The organism is Priestia sp. ST2 (assembly GCF_055810735.1).
This window is the reverse complement of record NZ_JBVVNT010000004.1, coordinates 499,842-520,611: the sequence shown is the minus strand read 5'-3', so window position 1 is coordinate 520,611 and position 20,770 is coordinate 499,842. Positions and strand designations below refer to the sequence as shown.

Annotated in this window: 28 protein-coding genes; 21 read left to right on the top strand and 7 right to left on the bottom strand. The window is 38.5% G+C overall.

Annotated features, from left to right (window positions below; genetic code table 11):
* Positions 1–65 precede the first annotated feature (65 nt).
* The gene (locus AC0KUU_RS20090) at positions 66–215 is read left to right on the top strand and encodes a hypothetical protein (protein WP_013058052.1); all 150 of its coding nucleotides are present in this window, start codon (positions 66–68) and stop codon (positions 213–215) included.
* An 81-nt stretch (positions 216–296) separates the two neighbouring features.
* On the opposite strand, the gene bglA is transcribed toward AC0KUU_RS20090, so the two are convergent.
* The gene (gene bglA / locus AC0KUU_RS20085; RefSeq protein ID WP_043981318.1) at positions 297–1,736 is read right to left on the bottom strand and encodes a 6-phospho-beta-glucosidase BglA; all 1,440 of its coding nucleotides are present in this window, start codon (positions 1,734–1,736) and stop codon (positions 297–299) included.
* Between the two features lie 284 nt (positions 1,737–2,020).
* Between bglA and AC0KUU_RS20080 the strand changes: the two genes are divergently transcribed.
* The 3 genes from AC0KUU_RS20080 (at position 2,021) to AC0KUU_RS20070 (ending at position 3,599) form a co-directional block, all read left to right on the top strand.
* Positions 2,021–2,731 (top strand): GntR family transcriptional regulator, encoded by a 711-nt coding sequence (locus AC0KUU_RS20080; protein ID WP_043981319.1) that lies wholly within the window; start codon positions 2,021–2,023, stop codon positions 2,729–2,731.
* A 170-nt stretch (positions 2,732–2,901) separates the two neighbouring features.
* Positions 2,902–3,084, top strand: a complete 183-nt coding sequence (locus AC0KUU_RS20075; RefSeq protein ID WP_280560729.1) for a hypothetical protein — start codon at positions 2,902–2,904, stop codon at positions 3,082–3,084.
* 23 nt (positions 3,085–3,107) lie between these two features.
* The gene (locus AC0KUU_RS20070) at positions 3,108–3,599 is read left to right on the top strand and encodes a GNAT family N-acetyltransferase (protein ID WP_280560009.1); all 492 of its coding nucleotides are present in this window, start codon (positions 3,108–3,110) and stop codon (positions 3,597–3,599) included.
* Positions 3,600–3,632: 33 nt separating this feature from the next.
* Here the strand turns inward: AC0KUU_RS20070 and AC0KUU_RS20065 are convergent, their stop codons facing one another.
* Complete coding sequence (locus AC0KUU_RS20065) at positions 3,633–4,526, bottom strand: DMT family transporter (protein ID WP_043981321.1); 894 nt, start codon at positions 4,524–4,526, stop codon at positions 3,633–3,635.
* 114 nt (positions 4,527–4,640) lie between these two features.
* Here AC0KUU_RS20065 and AC0KUU_RS20060 point away from each other — a divergent pair, with 114 nt between their 5' ends.
* The 14 genes from AC0KUU_RS20060 (at position 4,641) to AC0KUU_RS19995 (ending at position 12,856) form a co-directional block, all read left to right on the top strand.
* The gene (locus AC0KUU_RS20060) at positions 4,641–5,513 is read left to right on the top strand and encodes a LysR family transcriptional regulator (protein WP_280560008.1); all 873 of its coding nucleotides are present in this window, start codon (positions 4,641–4,643) and stop codon (positions 5,511–5,513) included.
* Positions 5,514–5,643: 130 nt separating this feature from the next.
* Positions 5,644–6,423: an enoyl-ACP reductase FabI gene (gene fabI, locus AC0KUU_RS20055; RefSeq protein ID WP_014459159.1), complete on the top strand. Its 780-nt coding sequence runs from the start codon at positions 5,644–5,646 to the stop codon at positions 6,421–6,423.
* 301 nt (positions 6,424–6,724) lie between these two features.
* Positions 6,725–7,042: a hypothetical protein gene (locus tag AC0KUU_RS20050; RefSeq protein ID WP_025750968.1), complete on the top strand. Its 318-nt coding sequence runs from the start codon at positions 6,725–6,727 to the stop codon at positions 7,040–7,042.
* A 332-nt stretch (positions 7,043–7,374) separates the two neighbouring features.
* Positions 7,375–7,740 (top strand): hypothetical protein, encoded by a 366-nt coding sequence (locus tag AC0KUU_RS20045; RefSeq protein WP_057234884.1) that lies wholly within the window; start codon positions 7,375–7,377, stop codon positions 7,738–7,740.
* Entirely contained in the window at positions 7,730–7,990 is a 261-nt protein-coding gene (locus AC0KUU_RS20040) for a metal-sensitive transcriptional regulator (protein ID WP_098248003.1), read from the top strand. Before AC0KUU_RS20045 ends, AC0KUU_RS20040 begins: the two co-directional genes overlap by 11 nt.
* Positions 7,991–8,082: 92 nt before the next feature.
* On the top strand, positions 8,083–8,310 hold the full coding sequence (locus AC0KUU_RS20035; RefSeq protein ID WP_102813581.1) for a sulfurtransferase TusA family protein: 228 nt from the start codon (positions 8,083–8,085) through the stop codon (positions 8,308–8,310).
* A 47-nt stretch (positions 8,311–8,357) separates the two neighbouring features.
* Positions 8,358–8,840, top strand: coding sequence for a DsrE/DsrF/DrsH-like family protein (locus AC0KUU_RS20030; RefSeq protein ID WP_013058040.1), 483 nt, complete (start codon positions 8,358–8,360; stop codon positions 8,838–8,840).
* A gap of 28 nt (positions 8,841–8,868) precedes the next feature.
* Positions 8,869–9,225 (top strand): rhodanese-like domain-containing protein, encoded by a 357-nt coding sequence (locus AC0KUU_RS20025; RefSeq protein ID WP_043981326.1) that lies wholly within the window; start codon positions 8,869–8,871, stop codon positions 9,223–9,225.
* 22 nt (positions 9,226–9,247) lie between these two features.
* Complete coding sequence (locus AC0KUU_RS20020; RefSeq protein ID WP_043981327.1) at positions 9,248–9,544, top strand: rhodanese-like domain-containing protein; 297 nt, start codon at positions 9,248–9,250, stop codon at positions 9,542–9,544.
* Between the two features lie 55 nt (positions 9,545–9,599).
* Positions 9,600–10,151, top strand: a complete 552-nt coding sequence (locus tag AC0KUU_RS20015) for a sulfurtransferase TusA family protein (RefSeq protein ID WP_322552281.1) — start codon at positions 9,600–9,602, stop codon at positions 10,149–10,151.
* 25 nt (positions 10,152–10,176) lie between these two features.
* Complete coding sequence (locus AC0KUU_RS20010; protein ID WP_043981329.1) at positions 10,177–10,572, top strand: DsrE/DsrF/DrsH-like family protein; 396 nt, start codon at positions 10,177–10,179, stop codon at positions 10,570–10,572.
* A gap of 49 nt (positions 10,573–10,621) precedes the next feature.
* On the top strand, positions 10,622–11,749 hold the full coding sequence (locus AC0KUU_RS20005) for an MBL fold metallo-hydrolase (RefSeq protein WP_322552280.1): 1,128 nt from the start codon (positions 10,622–10,624) through the stop codon (positions 11,747–11,749).
* Positions 11,750–11,784: 35 nt separating this feature from the next.
* Entirely contained in the window at positions 11,785–12,009 is a 225-nt protein-coding gene (locus tag AC0KUU_RS20000) for a sulfurtransferase TusA family protein (protein WP_322552279.1), read from the top strand.
* 70 nt (positions 12,010–12,079) lie between these two features.
* Positions 12,080–12,856: a sulfite exporter TauE/SafE family protein gene (locus AC0KUU_RS19995; protein ID WP_322552278.1), complete on the top strand. Its 777-nt coding sequence runs from the start codon at positions 12,080–12,082 to the stop codon at positions 12,854–12,856.
* A 39-nt stretch (positions 12,857–12,895) separates the two neighbouring features.
* On the opposite strand, the gene AC0KUU_RS19990 is transcribed toward AC0KUU_RS19995, so the two are convergent.
* Positions 12,896–13,072 carry a hypothetical protein gene (locus AC0KUU_RS19990; protein WP_165592324.1) on the bottom strand — a complete coding sequence of 59 codons (177 nt, stop codon included), beginning with the start codon at positions 13,070–13,072 and terminating at the stop codon, positions 12,896–12,898.
* 439 nt (positions 13,073–13,511) lie between these two features.
* Between AC0KUU_RS19990 and AC0KUU_RS19985 the strand changes: the two genes are divergently transcribed.
* From AC0KUU_RS19985 to AC0KUU_RS19975, 3 genes are all read left to right on the top strand, one after another.
* Complete coding sequence (locus AC0KUU_RS19985; RefSeq protein WP_322552277.1) at positions 13,512–14,714, top strand: aminotransferase-like domain-containing protein; 1,203 nt, start codon at positions 13,512–13,514, stop codon at positions 14,712–14,714.
* Between the two features lie 5 nt (positions 14,715–14,719).
* The gene (locus tag AC0KUU_RS19980) at positions 14,720–15,322 is read left to right on the top strand and encodes a dienelactone hydrolase family protein (protein ID WP_322552276.1); all 603 of its coding nucleotides are present in this window, start codon (positions 14,720–14,722) and stop codon (positions 15,320–15,322) included.
* A 107-nt stretch (positions 15,323–15,429) separates the two neighbouring features.
* The gene (locus tag AC0KUU_RS19975; RefSeq protein WP_322552275.1) at positions 15,430–16,044 is read left to right on the top strand and encodes a GNAT family N-acetyltransferase; all 615 of its coding nucleotides are present in this window, start codon (positions 15,430–15,432) and stop codon (positions 16,042–16,044) included.
* A gap of 49 nt (positions 16,045–16,093) precedes the next feature.
* Here AC0KUU_RS19975 and AC0KUU_RS19970 read toward each other — a convergent pair whose 3' ends face one another.
* The 4 genes from AC0KUU_RS19970 to AC0KUU_RS19955 form a co-directional block, all read right to left on the bottom strand.
* Positions 16,094–18,037 carry an FtsX-like permease family protein gene (locus AC0KUU_RS19970; RefSeq protein ID WP_043981335.1) on the bottom strand — a complete coding sequence of 648 codons (1,944 nt, stop codon included), beginning with the start codon at positions 18,035–18,037 and terminating at the stop codon, positions 16,094–16,096.
* The gene (locus tag AC0KUU_RS19965; protein ID WP_043981336.1) at positions 18,027–18,788 is read right to left on the bottom strand and encodes an ABC transporter ATP-binding protein; all 762 of its coding nucleotides are present in this window, start codon (positions 18,786–18,788) and stop codon (positions 18,027–18,029) included. The genes AC0KUU_RS19970 and AC0KUU_RS19965 overlap by 11 nt, the downstream gene beginning before the upstream one ends.
* Before the next feature lie 100 nt (positions 18,789–18,888).
* Positions 18,889–19,893, bottom strand: coding sequence for a sensor histidine kinase (locus AC0KUU_RS19960; protein ID WP_043981337.1), 1,005 nt, complete (start codon positions 19,891–19,893; stop codon positions 18,889–18,891).
* The gene (locus tag AC0KUU_RS19955) at positions 19,886–20,578 is read right to left on the bottom strand and encodes a response regulator transcription factor (RefSeq protein WP_043981636.1); all 693 of its coding nucleotides are present in this window, start codon (positions 20,576–20,578) and stop codon (positions 19,886–19,888) included. The genes AC0KUU_RS19960 and AC0KUU_RS19955 overlap by 8 nt, the downstream gene beginning before the upstream one ends.
* Between the last annotated feature and the right edge of the window lie 192 nt (positions 20,579–20,770).

Here is a 20,770-nt window from a genome sequence, read left to right as displayed (position 1 = left end):
AGTTGCTTTTACAGGAGCGCATCTAATGTATCGCATCAATCATAGCTTAAAGGAGAGGGTAGAGTATGTATGAATTTAGAGTGTATACTCTTCGGGATGGAAGCGAAAAGGTCATCAAAACGCTGAAACATGAATCGTTTGCTGATGAAATTCAACGAGCGGGAATTAAGCAAACGGAAATTGCGCAAACACAGCTAGTAGATAAACCGAGATAACGTATTTGCCTTTATTTTTACACGTTTTAAAAAAGCCGGATTCCTATGTTTTTACGCAGGAGTCCGGCTTTTTCTAATTTCTTATAGTTCTTCACCATTTGTTTCAATTACATGTTTGTACCAGTTAAAGGAATCTTTTTTGTAGCGCTTCATTGATCCGTTTCCTTCGTTGTCACGGTCGACATAAATCATGCCGTATCGCTTTTTCATTTCGCCTGTTGTAAAGGAAACAATATCAATAATTCCCCATGGCGTATAGCCCATTAAATCAACACCATCGTACATCACAGCTTTTTCTAACGCTTCGATGTGCGATTTTAAATATTCAATTCGTGATGCGTCATGAATGGATCCGTCTTCTTCAACCGTATCAATGGCACCAAATCCGTTTTCTACGATGAACAGCGGAATTTGATAGCGGTCGTAGAAGCGGTTTAACGTATAGCGCAAGCCCGTTGGATCAATTGACCAGCCCCAATCGCTTGATTTGATATAAGGATTTGCTACGCCGTTTGGCAATCCGCCGTTTACGATATCGCCCGTGTTATCAGCTTCAACGTCGCTTTTAACCGTTGTGGACATGTAATAGCTGAAGCCTAAATAATCAACTTTTCCGTTTCGTAAAATTTCTTCGTCGCCTTCTTCAAACGGAATATGATAGCCTTCTCGTTCGAATTCTTTTAACGCATAGCTTGGGTAATAGCCGCGAACTTGAACGTCAGGGAAGAAGTAGCGCTGTCTCATTGTTTCTTCTGCTAACATCACATCTTCAGGATTTGAAGAATAAGGATAGATTGGCACATGTGAAACCATCGCTCCGATTTGGAAATTCGGATTAATTTCTTTTCCTTTTGATACGGCAAGAGCGCTTGCAAGCAGTTCATGATGTCCTGCTTGATACATCACTTCTTTTGCGTTTTCACCCGGCTTTACAGAAACACCTGAGTTCGTCCATAAGAATAGCGGGTTGTGTACGTCCATTTTGTTGTTAATTTCATTAAACGTCATCCAGTACGTGACTTTGTCTTTATAGCGGTCGAAACAAACTTCAGCGAACTTCACAAAGCAGTCCACCGTTTTTCGACTTCTAAATCCGCCGTATTCTCGAGCTAAATGCAGGGGCATTTCAAAGTGAGACAGCGTAATAACCGGTTCAATTCCATGCTTTAACAGTTCATCAAATACATCGTCGTAGAATTTTAGTCCTTCTTCGTTTGGCTCAGCTTCATCGCCCTTAGGGAAAATACGGCTCCAGCCAATCGACGTACGCAAACATTTTAAGCCCATTTCTGCAAACAGCGCGATATCTTCTTTGTAGCGGTGGTAAAAATCAATCGCTTCGTGATTCGGATAAAATTTATCTTCTTCCACTGTTTCAGTGATTTGTCGCGCTACACCGTGCGCTCCTGCAGTCATAACGTCTACTACGCTCGGTCCTTTTCCGCCTTGGTTCCATCCACCTTCAAATTGATGAGCTGCTAATGCGCCGCCCCATAAAAAATTCTTTGGCATCTTTGTCATTGTTAGTTCCTCCTTATTTCACTACGGAAAATAATGTTTGATTCAGCCCGCTATTTTCAATATCTTCAACAATCACTTCTCGATAAGCGCTTAAATTGGTGATAATAACCGGCGTGATTGTTAACCTCTTTGTTGATTATACGCTTTCAGTATAATTGTACCGGTACAATTTATCAATACCCTAATAAAATAATAATTAATGAATAATTAAAGTTTATGGTATGGAGTTAGATTATGGTATAATCGTGTTATTCTTGAGACAAATTCAGTAAAGAGGTATAGCTATGATCAAATACCAACAAATTGCAATTGAAATTGAAACCTATATTGAAGACCATAAGCTTCAGCAAGGAGATAAGCTGCCGGTATTAGAAACGCTGATGGCGCAGTTTAAGGCAAGCAAAAGTACGGTAACAAAAGCTCTAGATCTGCTGGAGAAAAAAGGCGTGGTTTTTCAAGTAAGAGGAAGCGGCATTTTTGTCCGTCGCCATAAACGAACAGGCTATATTGGCTTGCTTTCCAATCAAGGATTTACGAGTGAACTTGAAGATTTTCAGCTAACGTCGGAAGTGATTGAGTTAGATGTACGAAAGCCGACGCAAGAAGCCGCGTTAAATTTAAACATAGAAGAAAATAGTGATGTCTATTATGTAAAAAGAGTACGGTATATCAACGGCCAGACGCTTTGTCTAGAAGAATCGTTTTATAATAAATCCATCGTTACGTACTTGAATAACGAAATTGTTTCTCAGTCTATTTTTCATTACATTAAAGAAGGACTTGGCTTAAAAATCGGGTTTTCTGATCTGTATCTTCACGTTGGCAAGCTGAACAAAGAAGAAGCCACGTACTTAGGGTTAAAAGAAGGGGATCCTAAATTGTTTATTGAAACGCTTTTTCACTTAGCCAACGGCCAGCCGTTTGACTTTTCAAAAGTAACGTACAACTACGAACAATCTCAGTTCTTTTTACAAGCAACTAGTCATGTTTTATAAAAAAAGTGTCTGTCTCTCAATTAGTAAGGAACGAGAGGCAGGCACTTTATTTCATTTTTTCGATAAAAATATGAAATAAGATAATGATTGTAATAAATAGGAAATTACTATACGATAAAATGGTTACAGGGTTTATAAAGATAAGGAAATGAGGTGCGAAGTTGAAAAAGATGCTGAGTTATCTTATTCCCATGCTTTTTATGTTTGGTTTGCTTTCCATGAATTTATTTCAGCCGACTAAAGGCAATTTTATCGCTGTAGGTGTGATATCGATTCTTGCAGGTGCTGTGATTGGTTTTATAATGAACATAGGCTGTGCAGTATTAAAAACAGTCAAAAGTAAGATGGAGTAAACTGATTAGAGGCGGTGGAGGTTTTGAGTGAAAGTATCATTATTGAGCCATATGCTAGCAAGTATCAACAGCAAGTAGTGGATTTAATTCTTCATATTCAGCAGCAAGAATACCAAATTCCAATAACGGAAAAAGATCAGCCTGATTTGTTTGAAATCGAAAGCTTTTATCAACAGGGAAACGGAAACTTCTGGGTTGCTGTTTGCAACGAAAGAGTAGTAGGAAGCGTAGCTTTAATAGACATTGGCAGCCGTCAAGTAGCGCTGCGGAAAATGTTTGTAGCAAAGTCTTATAGAGGAGCAACCTTGAAAACAGCTCACCGGTTATTGCATACAGCCATCGCGTGGGCAAAAGAGAGAGAAGTGGAAAGAATATATTTAGGAACCACGTTACAATATAGAGCTGCTCATCGATTTTATGAGAAAAATGGGTTTCAACATATAGAGAAAGAAAAGCTGCCTGAGAATTTCCCGGTGATGAACGTAGATAAGAAGTTTTATACATATAAGGTATAAAGTGAGCCGCTAGATTCATAAATCTAGCGGCTTTTACTTTGGCAATGTCTCTTGATAATGAACTCTTTTTTTAAGTAGCAAATTGTCTAACTGAGCAATTAAAATCCCCGCAACCACAATAACAGAACCAATCAGTTCTTTAAGCGTAAACAGCTCATGCAAAAAAAGAACGGCAAACAGCGCAGCAAAAATAGGCTCCGTTGCAAAAATAAGTCCTGTGTGAGTAGGAGTTGTGTAGCGCTGGGCAATGGCTTGACAAATGAATCCAATCGCGCTGCAAAAAACGCCAAGACCTAATATTGCAATCCATGATGATAAAGTAGTTGGGATGCTAGGGTGTTCAAATAAAAAGCTGCAAATCAGTGCAAATAATCCAGCAAAGCCCAGCTGTAAAATGCCGAGAGCAATTGGATTTTCATTCTTTGTAAACGTGCCAGTTAACGTAATATGAATGGCATAACATAGTGCGGTCCCGATGCAAAGTAAATCACCAGCATTCATATGAAAGGAGTGCTTTAAAGTTAAAACACCTATACCGGTTAGGGTAGTGATAACACCAAGCCCAATCGGCCAAGAAGGAAGCTTCTTCACTAACAAGCAGTGGAGCAACGGAACAAAAATGACCGTTAAACTGACAAGAAATCCGGCGTTTGAAGCAGACGTCATGCTGACGCCAAACGTGACAAATGCAAAAACGGAAAACAGTAAAAAGCCTAAAATAGCGGATGATAAAATCGTTTTGCGCGTGATTTGCCGTAAAGGCTTATGAAAAAACAGCCCGGCAATGAAAAAAGCAATCAAACATCTAAGCGCAATAATGGTAAATGATCCGAGTGAACTCAGCCCCATTTTCATAAACACGTACGACATACCCCAAAATACGTTTACCCCAATCATCATCATATTTGCTCGTGTGCGGTAACTCACGTTCAACCCTCCATTGTTTATCATGTACTCACAGTATACAAAGGAATTTGATATTAATAAAATGAATCTTTATAATGATGAGCATGAATTAAATTCATGTTGAGGCGGGGTAAAATGAGCTTAGTAAAATACGAAATTTTAAACAAAGTAGCGGAATTGCAAAGCTTTACAAAAGCGGCAGATGCGATGGCGCTCACGCAGTCAGCGGTCAGTCATGCCATTACAAATCTTGAATCGGAATTTGGCTTTCCGCTTGTAAATCGAAACAGGGCGGGGATTACCTTAACAACAGAAGGCGAAACGATGCTGCTTGCTATTCGGAAAGTGCTGCAAGAAAATGAAAAAGTTCATCAAGAAGCAGCCAGCCTATTGGGTCTTGCAAAAGGAATGATTAAAATCGGTATTTTTAAAAGCGTGTCAACCAAATGGCTTCCTGAAATTATTCGGCTGATGGAGAAAAACTACCCTGACATTCAAATTCAGCTCAAGGAAGGCGACTACCTTGAAATTGAACAGTGGCTGCTGAGCGGAGAAATAGACTGCGGCTTTATCAACATTACGCATTCAAGTCAATTTCATATTATTTCTTTAAAAAAAGACCGGCTGCTGTGCGTCGTATCGAATCAAAGTGCTCTATACCATCAGAAAACCGTTTCTTTTGAAGATCTAGAGAAAGAACCGTTTATTATGCCGACATACGGCGGTTATCATGATATTAAGCAACTGTTTGAGGAACGTGGCATTCAGCCTGACATTCGTTTTGAATTAATGGATGAAAGTGCTATTTTATCGATGGTTACGCATCACTTAGGAATTAGCATTTTACCTGAAATGCTTTTGGATTCGATCCCGCAAGAGCTGCGTGCGATTCCGTTTCAAGTAGACAGCTACCGTTCAATTGGTCTAGCTACTCGTTATCATCTTTCACCTGCAGCCAAAAAATTTGCTGAAACAACACAAGCATGGCTGCAGGATTCGGATAAGTAGGAGATTATTTATAGAGCAAAATCGGTTAATTCATAAGACTCTTAGGAACTAAGCGCATCTTTGTGCTATAATAAAGCTATACAATTACCTATTAGTCATCATTGATGACTAATTTTTTTTGGAGGATAATATGGAAGATTTATTACAATTAAAGAACAAGAACATTGTGATCATGGGAGTTGCCAACGACAGAAGTATTGCTTGGGGTGTTGCAAAAGCCCTTCACCAAGTAGGAGCAAACTTAATTTTTACATACCGTAAAGAACGTTCACTAGGAAAATTGAACAAGCTGCTAGAAAAAAATGAAATTCAAGCATCACTAATTGCTGAATGTGACGTGAACAGCGATGAAAGCATTGAAGCAGCGTTCAAGAAAATCGGAGAAGAAGCAGGCACAGTTCACGGAGTGATTCACTCTGTTGCGTTTGCTCACTCAGAGGATTTAAACGGTGAGTTCATCAATACATCAAGAAGCGGATATGCATTTGCTCAAGATACAAGCGCTTATTCATTTATCGCGGTAGCAAAAGCAGCAAAACCTCTTATGACAGAAGGCGGTTCTCTTGTAGCGATGAGCTATCTTGGTGCAGAGCGCGCAGTTGAAGGCTATAACGTAATGGGCGTAGCGAAAGCAGCGCTTGAGTCTTCAGTAAAATACTTAGCATTAGACTTAGGAAAAGACAATATCCGCGTAAATGCTATTTCAGCAGGTCCAATTCGTACGCTTGCAGCAAAAGGCATTTCTGACTTTAACCAAATTCTTCACAAAGTTGAAGAAAAAGCACCTCTTAAGCGTAACGTAACGCAAGCAGAAGTTGGCGACATGACGGTTGTATTATTGAGCCATCTTTCACGCGGCGTAACGGGAGAAATCGTACACGTAGACGCTGGTTACAATATTGTAGGTTAATTCTTAAACACCTTCTCGAATGAGAAGGTGTTTTTTTCATGGGAAGACAAATGCATCCCAAAAAACATAGACCCCTGAAAGAAATATTATTAGCAATAAGGTGAATCATAAGAAATATTCATTCTATACTTCTACATAAATACGTGCTTCCACTTATAAAACAAGAGCTCATGCCTATAAGTAAAGAGAAGAAATACGTAATTTAATTCATAATTAATCAAACGCCTATATTTTAAAATAGATAAGCTCTAAATTCTAAAAAGAACATATGATGTGGCAAAGGAAAAGGAGTTGACGAAATATGCATCAAGGACAGCAACATTATATTCCATGGGAACAATGGCATCATCAGCATCCTCAAGGCACGTGGAATCAATGGCATCAGCAACATCCTCATGTACCGTGGGAGCAGTGGCATAAACAGTATCCGCACGGCACATGGAATCAATGGCATCAACAACATCCATACACACCTTGGAATCAGTGGCATCATCAGTATCCGCACGGTACGTGGAATCAATGGCATCAGCAAAATCCATATGTGCCATGGAATCAGTGGCACCAGCAGCATCCACACAGTTCGTGGAATCAATGGCATAATATTTATCATCAAAGCTAATCAGCTTTTTACCATAAAAGGTCCGGTTCTCCTTGGGAACTGGATCTTTTGTGTGTAGACGTGAATGATGCAGTAAGCTTGATTTTCAGCGCTGTATACGAGCGACGATGATGAAAAATATGTTTGGTCAATAGGGTAGGGGGTACATATATAAAGCGAGTTAAAGACCAACATTCATAATGCCTAAGCTGTATAAAATGGACTAGTTCGAGGTAAAGCAACTATGTAAATGAGCAAAATTAAATATAATTTTCTCGCTTGACAATATACCTATATGGGTATAATGTAGAGCATGTAAACAACATTAATTCAATAGCAAGGCGGTGATTGTTATGCTCTATATAGCAGTGTTGTTGCTTGCTATTTTATTTATTGCATACAGACGTTATTATCCCGTTAAAGGAATACAGTGCATACGTGAATCTGAAGCAAAAGAACTTGGGCGAACGGTTGTAGATATTCGTCATTACCATGAAGTTCGCGATTCTATTGGTATAGTTATTCCGTATGCGTATCTAAAACGCTTTTATTCAGAAATTCCACAGGGCAGTGTTCATCTGATTGCCGGAGATAGAGTGGAGTTAAATTTGGGCGTAAGGTTCTTACGAAAAAAAGGTTTTGAAGTACGCAGCTATGAGTTAGCAGCATGTAAGTGTAAAAGTAAAGGAAAGAAAGGGGTATTTGATTATGGAGTATAACCAACAGGTGAAAAATCGCCTGCGCCGAATTGAAGGGCAGCTAAAAGGCGTGCTTAGCATGATGGAGCAAGGAAAAGACTGCCGAGACGTCGTGACTCAATTATCTGCTGTAAGAAGTGCCATTGATCGCACAATGGGAGTTATTGTGAGCAGCAATCTTGAACAGTGCGTCAGAGAAAGCCTGGAGCAAGGAGAGCCAACGGAAGGTTTAGTGAAAGAAGCTGTACAGCTGTTAGTGAAAAGTCGTTAATCATTGTCACCTTGTTTAAGGTTGACGAATATCATTATTTAGTATAGTATACCCTTACAGGTATATGTATATAAAAAGGAGAGAGAAATACGATGAAAATTGATCAAGTTTTAGATGCAAAAGGATTAGCGTGTCCAATGCCAATCGTAAAAACAAAAAAAGCAATGGATACTTTAACAACAGGCCAAGTATTAGAAGTGCAAACGACAGATAAAGGTGCTAAAAGTGATTTAACAGCGTGGGCAAAATCAACAGGACACGAACTTATTGATTTTAAAGAAGAAGGCAGTACATTTATCTTTTACATTCAAAAAGCCTAATTTTTTTTAAAAACAAATATACCCCATAGGGTAGTAGGAGGAACAACATGACTGAACAAAAGAAACGAACAACAATTGTATTATTTAGCGGTGATTATGACAAAGCGATGGCAGCTTATATTATTGCCAACGGAGCGGCTGCTTATGACCATGAAGTGACGATATTCCATACGTTTTGGGGATTGAATGCGCTTCGTAAAGAAGAAATGGTGCCGGTGAAAAAAGGATTTTTAGAAAAGATGTTTGGCAAAATGATGCCGCGCGGTGCGGATAAAATGGGCTTATCTAAAATGAACTTTGCAGGTATGGGACCTAAAATGATTAAAAACGTAATGAAAAAGCATAATGCTCTAACGCTGCCGCAGCTTATCGAAATGGCACAAGAACAAGATGTGAAGCTAGTGGCTTGTACGATGACGATGGATCTTCTAGGATTACAGGAAAAAGAACTGCTAGATAATATTGAATATGCGGGCGTAGCGGCGTATTTAGCCGACGCAGAAGACGGAAACGTAAACTTATTCATCTAAAAGATAACTCAATGAAGCGAGGGTTAATATGATTATCAATGCGCTTATTATCGTCTTTCTTTTGTGGTTTTTGTATCAGCGTTTTGCACCAGTAAAAGGAATACAGCAAATATCGACGATGGAATTAAAAGCAGAGTTAAAAAATAAACATAAACAGTTTATCGATGTGCGAACACCGCATGAATTTCGGACTAAACACATTAAAGGATTTCGAAACATTCCTTTACCAGAACTGCCTGCGCAAACAGGCCAGCTTTCAAAAGACAGAGAAGTAGTCGTTATTTGTCAAAGCGGAATGAGAAGTATGAAAGCAAGTAAGCTTTTGAAAAAGCAAGGTTTTACATCTATCACCAACATTAAAGGCGGCATGAATACGTGGAGATAAATCAAGAAGGAGGAGACGTAGCGTGAAGACAATAGCGGCACAAGAAGTAGAACAATTAGTAAAAAAACAAGAACAAATTCACATTTTAGATGTGCGTGAAGTAGAGGAAGTAAAAATAGGTAAAATTCCAAACGCGTTAAATATCCCGCTTCCTTTATTAGAATTCCGTATGCATGAGTTAGACAAAACAAACCACTACATTGTTGTCTGTCGTTCTGGAGGCAGAAGCGGAATGGCAGCTCGTTTTCTTGAGCAGCAAGGCTACAATGTAACGAATATGACAGGCGGAATGATGGAATGGAAAGGGGAAACGGTCTAATTTTTTTAGATAAAAATATACCCCTACTAGTATTTAAACCAAGGAGGAAAAAGAAATGATGCAAGCAAACTTCGTATTAGATGCAAAAGGGTTAGCATGCCCAATGCCAATCGTAAGAACAAAGAAGAAAATGAATGAATTAGAAGCAGGTCAAGTACTAAAAATTCAAGCAACGGATAAAGGCTCTACGGCTGACTTACAAGCGTGGGCAAAAAGCACAGGTCATGAGTATTTAGGTACCGAGGCAGCAGGTGACGTTCTTCACCACTTTCTTCGTAAAGGCGGCGCTGAAGAAAACGTAACGCCAATTCCTGAAATTTCATTAGAAGAATTTGCGAAAAAAGTAGAGAATGATGAACATCTTCATATTTTAGACGTTCGTGAAGTAGAAGAATACGATGAAGCTCATATTCCAGGCGTAGTTCATATTCCGCTTGGTGAAGTAGAAAAACGTTCGAATGAGCTAAATAAAGAGAATGAAATTTACATTATTTGCCACTCTGGAAGACGAAGTGAAATGGCAGGGCAAACGATGAAAAAGCAAGGGTTTAAAAACTTAATTAATGTGGTTCCTGGTATGCGTGACTGGACAGGTAAAACAGAGTAAATAACCAAATAAAGGAGGAACTAAATTGAGTTCAAAAGTAGCAATTATCGCAGCAAACGGTGGATTATTTGATGCATATAAAGTATTTAACATTGCCACTGCGGCGGCAGCAAGCGATCAAGAAGTATCGATTTTCTTTACATTTGAAGGGTTAAATCTTATTCATAGAGAGGGACATAAACAATTAACTATGCCTGCAGGGAAAGAGCATTTCGCTGAAGGTTTTCAAAAAGCAAATGTCCCGTCTATTCCGGAGCTTGTTGAAATGGCGCAAGAAATGGGTGTTAAATTCATTGGCTGTCAAATGACAATGGATGTAATGGGATTAACAAAAGAAGATTTTGTAGACGGTATTGAAGTAGGCGGAGCTGTTACGTTTTTAGATTTCGCCAAAGATGCAAATGTGTCATTAACCTTTTAATTTTAACGAATGACTATAACTGAAAAAATACTATAGGAGGTATTTTAATATGACAGTACATGTACTTACTGCAAAAGAAGTTACATCTAAAATTATCAATAAAGAAGCGTTATTTATCTTGGACGTTCGTAACGAAAGTGATTTTAGCGATTGGAAAATTGAAGGTCATCAATTTCAGCATTTAAATGTTCCATACTTCGATCTTTTAGACGGAGTAGAAGAAATCTTAGAAAAAATCCCTTCTGATAAAGAAGTATTAGTTGTCTGCGCCAAAGAAGGTTCATCCGTGATGGTAGCTGACATGCTTTCAGAAGAGGGGCTTACCGTATCGTACCTTAAAGGCGGTATGAAAGCGTGGAGTGAATATTTAGAGCCTGTTAAAGTCGGAGATTTAAAAGATGGCGGAGAGATCTATCAGTTTGTTCGTATCGGTAAAGGATGCTTATCTTATATGGTCGTATCAAACGGTGAAGCGGCTATTATTGATGCGACGCGTATGGCGGATGTGTATATTAACTTTGCCAAAGAACTTGGTGTCACTGTTAAGCATGTGTTTGATACGCACCTTCATGCAGATCACATTTCAGGAGGAAGAGTTATTGCTGAAGCAACAAATGCAGCGTACTGGCTGCCTCCAAAAGATGCAGAAGAAGTGATTTTTGACTACAAGGCGTTAGAAGAAGGCAGTGATGTCGTGATTGGTAACACAATGATTACGATTCAGCCTCTTTATTCACCGGGTCATACGATTGGATCAACTTCTTTTATCGTAGACGATCAATACTTACTTTCAGGTGATATTTTGTTCATCGATTCAATTGGACGTCCTGATTTAGCTGGTATGGCTGAAGACTGGGTAGGCGATCTTCGCGAGACGCTTTATAAACGCTATAAAGCATTATCAGATGAGTTAATCGTATTGCCAGCTCATTTTATGATTATTGATGAGCTAAATGATAACGGCAGCGTAGCTGAAAAGTTAGGTACTTTGTTTGCGAAAAATCATGGATTAAACATCAAAGACGAAGCAGAGTTCAGACACTTAGTAACAGATAATTTACCGCCGCAGCCAAATGCATATCAAGAAATCCGTGAAACCAATATGGGGAAAGTAAGTCCAGATGAAGAAAAACAGCGTGAAATGGAAATTGGACCAAACCGCTGTGCGATTCGCTAAGTAAAAAGTTCAGCTTAAACAAAGGAGAGAGAGAAATGGAATCAACTAAAGTACTAGATGCAAAAGGGCTGGCATGTCCAATGCCGATTGTTAAAACAAAAAAAGCAATGAATGAACTTGAAGCAGGTCAAGTGTTAGAAATTCAAGCAACGGATAAAGGGGCAAAAAACGATCTTGCAGCCTGGGCAAAATCTGGCGGTCACGAGCTTCTTCATACAGAAGAAGGCGACGTTTTTAAGTTTTGGATTAAAAAAGGATAAGAAATAATGGACGAAAAGGGTATCTCTTGTAAAAGGTACCCTTTCCTTATATGAAACGGAGCGACTATAGATGGATCTTACATTTATCATCACGCTTTTTCTTATTGGATTTATTGGGTCGTTTATTTCCGGTATGGTCGGTATTGGCGGGTCTGTTATTAATTATCCGATGCTGTTATATATTCCTCCATTAGTAGGAGTAGGAGCATTAACGGCTCATCAAGTCTCAGGTGCAGGAGCTGTTCAAGTGTTCTTTGCGACAATAGGCGGCGTATGGGCGTATCGAAAAAGCGGATTTTTAAACAAATCATTAATTTTATATATGGGCAGCAATATTCTAATCGGAAGCATGCTTGGAAGCTACAGCTCACATTATATGAATGAACAAGGATTAAATGTTGTATATGGAGTTTTAGCTCTTATTGCGGTTGTTATGATGTTTATTCCAAAGAAAAATTTAGATGAGATAAAAGAAGGCGAACTTCAATTCAATAAAGGGTTAGCTTCTATTTTATCACTGCTTATCGGAGCCGTAGCAGGCGTGTTAGGAGCAGGAGGAGCCTTTATTTTAGTTCCTGTGATGCTCGTGGTGCTTAAAATCCCAACTCGAATTACCATCGCAACTTCACTAGCCGTTACCTTTATTTCTTCCATTGGTTCGACGGTTGGAAAGCTGATAACGCATCAAATCCCATTTATACCTGCACTTATTTTAGTGGCGGCAAGCCTGATTGCCTCTCCAATCGGTGCAAAAGCGGGGCAGAATATGAATACAAAAGTGCTTCAGTGGATCCTTGCCGGTTTAATCTTAACAACGGCAATTAAGATTTGGTGGGGGCTGCTATAAAAAAAGCTAAAGCTATGGATTTCCATAGCTTTAGCTTTTTTATAGTACTTCATCACTTTCCACAAACGTTTCAAGCGCAGGATGAAATTCTTTTTGATAGTGGTTCGACGGACATACTTTTACAACAGTAGAGCGAAGCGCATTGGATTTTGATGTATTTAACACTTGCTTGCATTTAGGACATCGTTCATTAAACAGCAAATGAAGCCATTTCACTTTTCATCACTCCTGTACTAAAACCTTTAAATCTTATCGAGTTAATAAGGATTATAAAGGGTTTTGCACGGTAGGTCAATGAAAAGGGAAGGGATCTTACAAAATAATTTACTAAGATAAATATATTTGCATAAAAAATTAAGAATTTATAGAATTTATTGTTTATTTATTTGATTTTTATGTTATCCTTTTTAACATACATTAAATACAAGGCCATATTTATCGTACGACCTTTGATTTGTATTACAAATAGTGAATGAGAAAAATATGTACCGAAAGGAGAACGTAACACCAAGAAGAAATGAAGAGTCAGAGAGCAAGCAGATGCTGGTTGTCTATTAAAAAGGTATCTTTAAAGGCTTCTGTTTATATTTTTCTGACTATTCCAATAATTAACTCGTTATTAAAAGTTTAAAATCTAGAAAAGGAATGATCATCAATGAAAGATAAATTTGCCCAACGAGCTAGTCTTGTAAAATCCTCTGAAACGCGTGAAATCTTAAAAGTAACGGAACGACCAGAAGTCATTTCGTTTGCAGGAGGACTTCCAGCGCCGGAGCTATTTCCCGTTGAAGCAATGAACGATGCGTGCCGCGCGGTATTAAATGAAGACGGAGCCGCTTCGCTTCAATATAGTACAACAGAGGGGTATATCCCTTTACGAGAAGCAATTTCTAAACGAATGCAGGACATCGGCATTGAGTCCACGGTTTCGAACATTTTAATTACGTCCGGATCTCAGCAGGCAATCGATCTGACGGGAAGACTGTTTCTTAATGACGGAGACGTGGTAATCTGTGAAAGCCCAACGTACCTAGCAGCCATTAACGTATTTAAATCCTACAATGCGACGTTTGTAGAAGTAGACATGGACGAAGACGGAATGATTATGGAAGAGCTAGAGAAAAAGCTTCAGGAAAATCCACAGGCTAAATTTATTTATACGATTCCTGATTTTCAAAATCCTACAGGGCGCACCTTAACGCGAGAAAGACGTCAGCGAATGATCGAACTTGCGAACGCATACGACGTGCTGATTGTAGAAGATAATCCGTACGGAGGAGTCCGATTTGCAGGAGAAGCGCTGCCCCCGGTTAAGCATTTTGATACAGAAAACAGAGTGATTTACATCAGCACATTCTCTAAAATTTTTGCGCCAGGTCTTCGAATCGGCTGGGTATGTGCAGACGAAGCTTTCATTGATAAGTACGTAGCGTTTAAGCAAGTGGCTGACTTGCATACGGACAGCTTTGCTCAGCGCGTAACGGCTAAGTACATGGAGCTTTATGATATCGAAGAGCACATTCAAAAAATTAAAGCCGTATACAAAGAGCGATGTACCCAAATGCTATCGTGCATTGAAGAATTTTTCCCGGAGAATTTGTCTTACAGTAAGCCAGAAGGCGGATTGTTTATTTGGGTGGAACTGCCTCAAGGGATCGATTCAGGATATATCTTTTCAGAATGTCTAAAAAATAACGTAGCCTGCGTGCCAGGAACGCCATTCTTTCCAAACGGCACAAGAAACAATGCGCTGCGCTTGAATTATTCTAATATGTCTGCTGAACAAATCGTTGAAGGTATGAAGCGCATGGGAGACGTATTGCATCGTGAATTGACAAGGGAAACGACTGTTTTATAAAAGAAATGGAAAAATCAAATAAAGCAATTTTATTAATTCATGAAATATACGGTGTGAACGATCATATGAAGTTGATGAAAGAGAAATTGTCTAAGTTAGAGGCAGATATTATCTGTCCTAACTTATTATCTAAAGACGCTCCTTATAGCTATGAAGAAGAAGGAATGGCTTATCAAAACTTTGTTCAAAACATTGGGATTGATGAAGGTTCAAAACAAATTACTAACATGTTAATTCAACTAAAACAAGAATATGACGAAGTAGGAGTTATAGGCTTCAGTGTAGGAGCAACAATGTCGTGGCTATGCAGTGAAAGCAATTTGTGTAACTTTGTGATTGGCTGTTACGGATCGCGCATTAGAGATTATATAAATAGAAGTCCTGTTTGCCCAACTCTTCTTATTTTTCCTGCTGAAGAGCAAACATTTGATGTAGACTCTTTAATAAATTCATTAGAGCAAAAAAGAGAGCCGCTTTTGGAAATCAAAAAATTTTATGGCGTTCATGGTTTTATGAATCCTTTTTCACAAACCTTTAATAAAGAATCAGCAGACCAAGCCTTCCAAACAATAAGTGATTTTCTCGAAAAACAATTAGCTAATCACTAGCTATGTATTCTGAAAGTGATACCTTACAATAAGCAGAAACTGACTCTTTTTCAGTACATATACATGTATTAACATTTTCTTTAGACGTATCGAAAAGGAGCGAGATTATGCTAAAGTCAGGTGAGCTTGTAGGAACAGCGGTAAAGCTAGTTCCGCTTGAAAAAATACATGAACAAGAGTTATATGAAGCTGCAAAACCGAAAGAAATTTGGGAGCATCTCCCCGTAAAAGTTCATAGTCTAAGTGATATGAAACGGCTGATTGAAAGTGCTTTAAAAGCAAAGCAAGAGGGAAGAGAGCTGCCTTTTGCTGTGTTTGATATAGAGTCACATTCAATTGTAGGAAGCACGAGATTTTTAGATATATCACTTCCCAACAAAAGCGTAGAAATAGGTTGGACGTGGTACCATCCGTCCGTGTGGCGCACCCGGGTTAATACGGAGTGTAAGTATTTATTGTTAAAATACTGTTTTGAAGAGCTGAAGCTTCACCGCGTTCAATTCAAAACGGATGTACGAAACAATAGGTCCAGAGCTGCTATTAAACGGTTAGGGGCTACCCAGGAAGGCATCAGCAGAAAACATATGCTTTTACCTGATGGATACGTACGAGATTCGGTTATCTTCAGTATAATTGACGACGAGTGGCCGTTTGTCAAAAAGCGACTAGAAGGGTTTTTACATGCAGCCAGTCAGGGAAATAAAGAAAATGCCAGCAATTAATGGCATTTAAAGATAAAAAGCACAAGCTCTAGCTTGTGCCTTTTGATCGTTAAAGAGCCTCTTTAATAATTTTTTTATAGTAAAGAACAGATAAAATACCAAAAATAGAGTACAGGGCAGTATAGACAATCATCACGATAATCATAGGCATCCAAAGTTCAGTTCCAAATAAGAACCAGCCGGACTGTACGGCAAAATAGCTGTGAAGCAAGCCTAGGGTTAACGGGATGCCGAAGTTAAAAAGCTGCTTAATCATTATGCCAGTTAGTAAGTCTTTTTCGGTAAAGCCTAATTTTCTAAGAATCGTATAGTTTGGCTTTTCATCTTCACTTTCGTCCATTTGCTTAAAGTAAAGAATGCAGCCTGATGTAATTAGAAATGCCAGTCCTAGAAAAGCAACAATGAACATGATTAGACCCATATTTTGTTTTTGATTCGTTGCCATTTCTATACGCGAGTTATTTAAGCTATTATCGCTAAATTTTATCTCTCCGAAAAGCGCATTTGCTTTTGGTAAGTTATCTTCATTTAATATGTCTATCCCAGTGTAGACAGAAGATACTTTTTGAATAGAAGGATCCGCATCCTTTTTTAGCTCATTAAATACAGCATCATCTACAATGGCAGCAGGCATACCGCTTGTAAAATAGGTAGATAAGATAAATTTTCGGTTTAAACCTATAAACTTTTGCGGGACGACTTTTTTCTTTCCTTTTAGCTCAATTTGTCCGGAGTCTTTAAATGCCATTGCTTGTTGAAGCATATCATTAGAGCCGGTAAATAAAGTTTCATTTTGAGCTATGGTTACACCACTAACGGATGTTTCACTAACCATCGGAAAAATCATAGCGGACGAATCCACCATCGGGCTTTCCAAATCATTTTCTAAGATGTTTTTTACGTTTGCTTTTACTTGGATGACGTCGATCTTTTTTTCCGTGTAGGCTATTTTCTTTCGATCCAGTGCGGCTTTAAATGAAGCAGCGTCTTTTGAATTATTGATAGCAAAATCGTTAGGTACATAGTCTCCAGCCGACTTTTCAGCAGAGTAATAGGAAATGTAGCTCAAGCATAAAAAACCGATAGCAAGAGCGGATACGGTTGTAATAACCGTTAGTAATAACGCGTTTGATTTCATCCGAAACATAATGGAAGAAAGAGATAATACGTCGTTAATCGTCAAGTAGCCATTTTTGCTTTTTCGCATGAGATTTAATAAAAAGCGAACTGAGCCTTTATAAAACAAATAGGTTCCGATGATAACCGAAGCTAAAATGGATACCATTGCGATAGACAAAGCATTCATGCTTGTAAAAGATCCGTCAAACAATTTAGCAGAAATATAGTAGCCTGAAGCGATAAAAATAATGCCAAGAATTCCAATAATAATTTCAAGTATACTGATTTTTTTTGTTTTGCCTTCTGTCGATGAAGTAACTCGGAATAAAGCCAAAATGGTCTGTCTTTTAATAAAAAGATAATTCATCGTCATAATCAGCAAATAGATAGCGCCGAACACAATCAGCGTTTGAATCAAGGCTTCTTCGGAAAAATGAAGCTTGGCAATGCCTTTTGTATCCGTGATTTTAAACAAAATCATAATGACCGCTTTTGAAAACGAAAAACCGATTAAAATGCCGATAATCAGTGAGGCAAAATACAACATAAAATTTTCAGCCGTCAAAATACGGAAAATTTTTGTTTTGGTCATGCCAATTAGCTGAAATAAGCCAATTTCTTTACTGCGCCGCTTAATAAAAATCGTATTTGCATATAATAGAAAGATAGAAACAATGGCTACAAGTAAAACAGAAGCGGCCCGAACCGCTGCGCCTCCTTTAATCGAACCTTTGGTTGCATCAAGAGCGGGGTCATACTGCAGCGTGACAAAAGCAAAATATAAAGCCGCGCTGAAAATTAGTGCAAAAACGTATAAATAATAATTTTTTACATTCTTTTTGAAGTTGCGGAAAATCAGCTGATTAATGTTCATGTTGAACTCCGCCTAGCACGCCTTGCGTTTTCATAATATCGTCAAAAAAGGCTTTTTGCGTTTGATCGCCTTTGTACAGCTGCGTATAAATTTGTCCGTCTTTTATAAAAATGACTTTGCTGCAATAGCTGGCTGCCACTGGGTCATGCGTTACCATCACAATACTTGCGCTTCTTTTGTCATTAAGCTCGGTCAGTTTGTTTAGCAAATCGCTGGCCGCTTTTGAATCAAGAGCACCTGTGGGTTCATCAGCAAAAATCATGCTTGGCTCATGAATAAAGGCTCTTGCAGCGGAAGTACGCTGTTTTTGTCCCCCGGAAATTTCACTTGGATATTTGTCTTTCAGCTCATAGATGCCGAGCTGTTTGGCAAGCGCATCAAATTTTTTGTGAGCTACTGCTGAAGGAGTTTTTGCAACAGAAAGAGGCAAGAGGATATTTTCTTTTACTGTCAGCGTATCGAGCAAGTTATAGTCTTGAAAAATAAAGCCTAAATGTGTTTTTCGGAAGTTTGCTAACTGCTTTTCTTTCATTCTGCTAATTTCATTTCCTTCGATTTTGATGGTTCCTCCGTTGATTTTGTCAATGGAGGAAAGCACGTTCAGAAGAGTCGTCTTGCCTGATCCTGAAGCGCCCATAATTCCTACAAATTCTCCTTTCATAATCGTAATGTCTACGCCTTTTAATACTTCTTGTCTATTAAATTTATTTCCGTAGCTTTTATGAATATTAGTTGCTTCTAATACGTTCATATGTACTCACTCCTTTGATCTGATACGTTTATTATAAAAAAAGGGCTTTAGCTTTTCCTTTGATTCACCGAACAAATAACGAAAGCATGTGACATTTTTGTCACATGCTTTTCATATCCACAAAATCATTTGATTTAGGAAAGGCAAGTGTAAACGTTGTGCCTTCATTAAGGGCAGACTGCACGCCAATGTGAATAGAAAGAGCGTGCGCAGCTTTTTGAGCGAGATATAAGCCCATGCCTGTAGCGCGGCTGTCTTCATGCTGCGTAGTTGAGGTGAAACCTTTCTCAAAAATGCGCGGCATATCTTGAGGAGAAATGCCCCGTCCGTTATCTTTTACCTCGATGTATACTTGACCGCGGTGCTCGTAGCTTCTAATCATCACATCAGATTCTTCACTGTACTTGACTGCGTTTGTTAACAGCTGTCTCATAATAAACGAAAGCCACTTTGCGTCACACAGTACACGTTCTGCCTGTAGGTCCACATCAAACCCAATATTTTTTTGCATGCACCAAGCTTGCAGCGTCTTGATTTCAGTGAAAATAAGGGACTCTAAATCAAGATGTTCAATATACATATCATTTTCGATAAAGAAAATGCGCTTTTGATGCAGCTGTTGATCAAGCAAAAAGTGAATGCGTAGCCACTCGAACTTCAAGTTTGCTTTAACTTCTCGATTTTCTAAGCGTTCAATTATTAAATGCATCGCAGTTAACGGCGTTTTAATTTCGTGAATCCAAGCTAATAGTTCATCTTTTTCCTGCGTCACGTGCAGCAGAGTTTGCACGCCATCTTTTTTCGCTTGTTCTAATTGTTGCATCAGGTTTCGCTGAACAATCTTTTCAAACGGACGCAGCGGATGAGAAAGAGTAGAAGAATCAAAGAAGTCTTCTTCATCTTTTAGTTTTTGATAAAATTTCGTTTCTTTGTGATAGCGGAAGACGCAGAAAATAAGAAAGATAATCGATGATAAAAACACGATATAGAGAATCGAAGACAGAGGAATGGATTCATCAATATACGCGATAAAAAGCATAAAAAAATGCATGATGAAAAAGAAAAAGATCCAGCTTAAACGCTCGCGAATAAAGAGTTTAATCATAGCGTTCCTCTTCAATGGCTACGTAACCTTGGCCGACTTTTGTTTCAATAAAAGCTCCAAGTCCAATTTCATCTAATTTTTTTCGCAGGCGATTGACGTTTACCGTCAGCGTATTGTCACTGATAAACCGTTTATCTTCCCACAAACTATTAATCAGTTCATCTCGGCTTACAATCATATTCTTTTTTTGTATTAAACATTTTAAAATAAAGATTTCATTTTTGGTTAAATCGATAGCTGTAGATTCGGTTGATACTTTGTTTTTTTCATAATCAATCGTAGCTCCTTGCCATGAAAGAAGGTTTACTTGTTCAACGCTGTAATTATATACGCGGCGGAGAAGGGCCTGTATTTTTGCTACAAGCACATCAAAATGAAACGGCTTTTGCACAAAGTCGTCGGCTCCGAACTGCATAGACATTACCATATCAGAAGGATGATCACGTGAAGATAGAAAAATGATAGGGATTTTTGAATGAGAACGAATCATTCTGCACCAGTGAAACCCGTCATACTTCGGCAGCTGAATATCCATAATAACTAAATCAGGTTTTACCTCGCTAAACTCCTGCATAACGTTACTGAAATCACGAATGCCGTAAACATCATAAGACCATTGCTCCAACCGTTCTTTCAGTTCGTTAAACAGCGTTACATCATCTTCAATTAAAAGAAGTTTAAACAATAACACGTACCACGCTTTCTGTTTTTATACTTATTTTATAGCAATATCCTTTTATTTACCATATGTGATAGTAGATTCACCGGCGTTCTTTATAAAATGTGAAAGAATAGCTTTCGACGAGCATAGTTTATAAACATATATTGAACTCTAGTGAAAAAAGGAGAGCTGTTATGAAAGCAATGCGCGTAAAAT

Coding starts and splice junctions, on each gene's coding strand:
- AC0KUU_RS20090 (WP_013058052.1), top strand. CDS start 66: ATGTATGAATTTAGAGTGTATACTCTTCGGGATGGAAGCGAAAAGGTC.
- bglA (WP_043981318.1), bottom strand. CDS start 1,736: ATGACAAAGATGCCAAAGAATTTTTTATGGGGCGGCGCATTAGCAGCT.
- AC0KUU_RS20080 (WP_043981319.1), top strand. CDS start 2,021: ATGATCAAATACCAACAAATTGCAATTGAAATTGAAACCTATATTGAA.
- AC0KUU_RS20075 (WP_280560729.1), top strand. CDS start 2,902: ATGCTGAGTTATCTTATTCCCATGCTTTTTATGTTTGGTTTGCTTTCC.
- AC0KUU_RS20060 (WP_280560008.1), top strand. CDS start 4,641: ATGAGCTTAGTAAAATACGAAATTTTAAACAAAGTAGCGGAATTGCAA.
- fabI (WP_014459159.1), top strand. CDS start 5,644: ATGGAAGATTTATTACAATTAAAGAACAAGAACATTGTGATCATGGGA.
- AC0KUU_RS20050 (WP_025750968.1), top strand. CDS start 6,725: ATGCATCAAGGACAGCAACATTATATTCCATGGGAACAATGGCATCAT.
- AC0KUU_RS20045 (WP_057234884.1), top strand. CDS start 7,375: ATGCTCTATATAGCAGTGTTGTTGCTTGCTATTTTATTTATTGCATAC.
- AC0KUU_RS20040 (WP_098248003.1), top strand. CDS start 7,730: ATGGAGTATAACCAACAGGTGAAAAATCGCCTGCGCCGAATTGAAGGG.
- AC0KUU_RS20035 (WP_102813581.1), top strand. CDS start 8,083: ATGAAAATTGATCAAGTTTTAGATGCAAAAGGATTAGCGTGTCCAATG.
- AC0KUU_RS20030 (WP_013058040.1), top strand. CDS start 8,358: ATGACTGAACAAAAGAAACGAACAACAATTGTATTATTTAGCGGTGAT.
- AC0KUU_RS20025 (WP_043981326.1), top strand. CDS start 8,869: ATGATTATCAATGCGCTTATTATCGTCTTTCTTTTGTGGTTTTTGTAT.
- AC0KUU_RS20015 (WP_322552281.1), top strand. CDS start 9,600: ATGATGCAAGCAAACTTCGTATTAGATGCAAAAGGGTTAGCATGCCCA.
- AC0KUU_RS20005 (WP_322552280.1), top strand. CDS start 10,622: ATGACAGTACATGTACTTACTGCAAAAGAAGTTACATCTAAAATTATC.
- AC0KUU_RS20000 (WP_322552279.1), top strand. CDS start 11,785: ATGGAATCAACTAAAGTACTAGATGCAAAAGGGCTGGCATGTCCAATG.
- AC0KUU_RS19995 (WP_322552278.1), top strand. CDS start 12,080: ATGGATCTTACATTTATCATCACGCTTTTTCTTATTGGATTTATTGGG.
- AC0KUU_RS19985 (WP_322552277.1), top strand. CDS start 13,512: ATGAAAGATAAATTTGCCCAACGAGCTAGTCTTGTAAAATCCTCTGAA.
- AC0KUU_RS19980 (WP_322552276.1), top strand. CDS start 14,720: ATGGAAAAATCAAATAAAGCAATTTTATTAATTCATGAAATATACGGT.
- AC0KUU_RS19975 (WP_322552275.1), top strand. CDS start 15,430: ATGCTAAAGTCAGGTGAGCTTGTAGGAACAGCGGTAAAGCTAGTTCCG.
- AC0KUU_RS19970 (WP_043981335.1), bottom strand. CDS start 18,037: ATGAACATTAATCAGCTGATTTTCCGCAACTTCAAAAAGAATGTAAAA.
- AC0KUU_RS19965 (WP_043981336.1), bottom strand. CDS start 18,788: ATGAACGTATTAGAAGCAACTAATATTCATAAAAGCTACGGAAATAAA.
- AC0KUU_RS19960 (WP_043981337.1), bottom strand. CDS start 19,893: ATGATTAAACTCTTTATTCGCGAGCGTTTAAGCTGGATCTTTTTCTTT.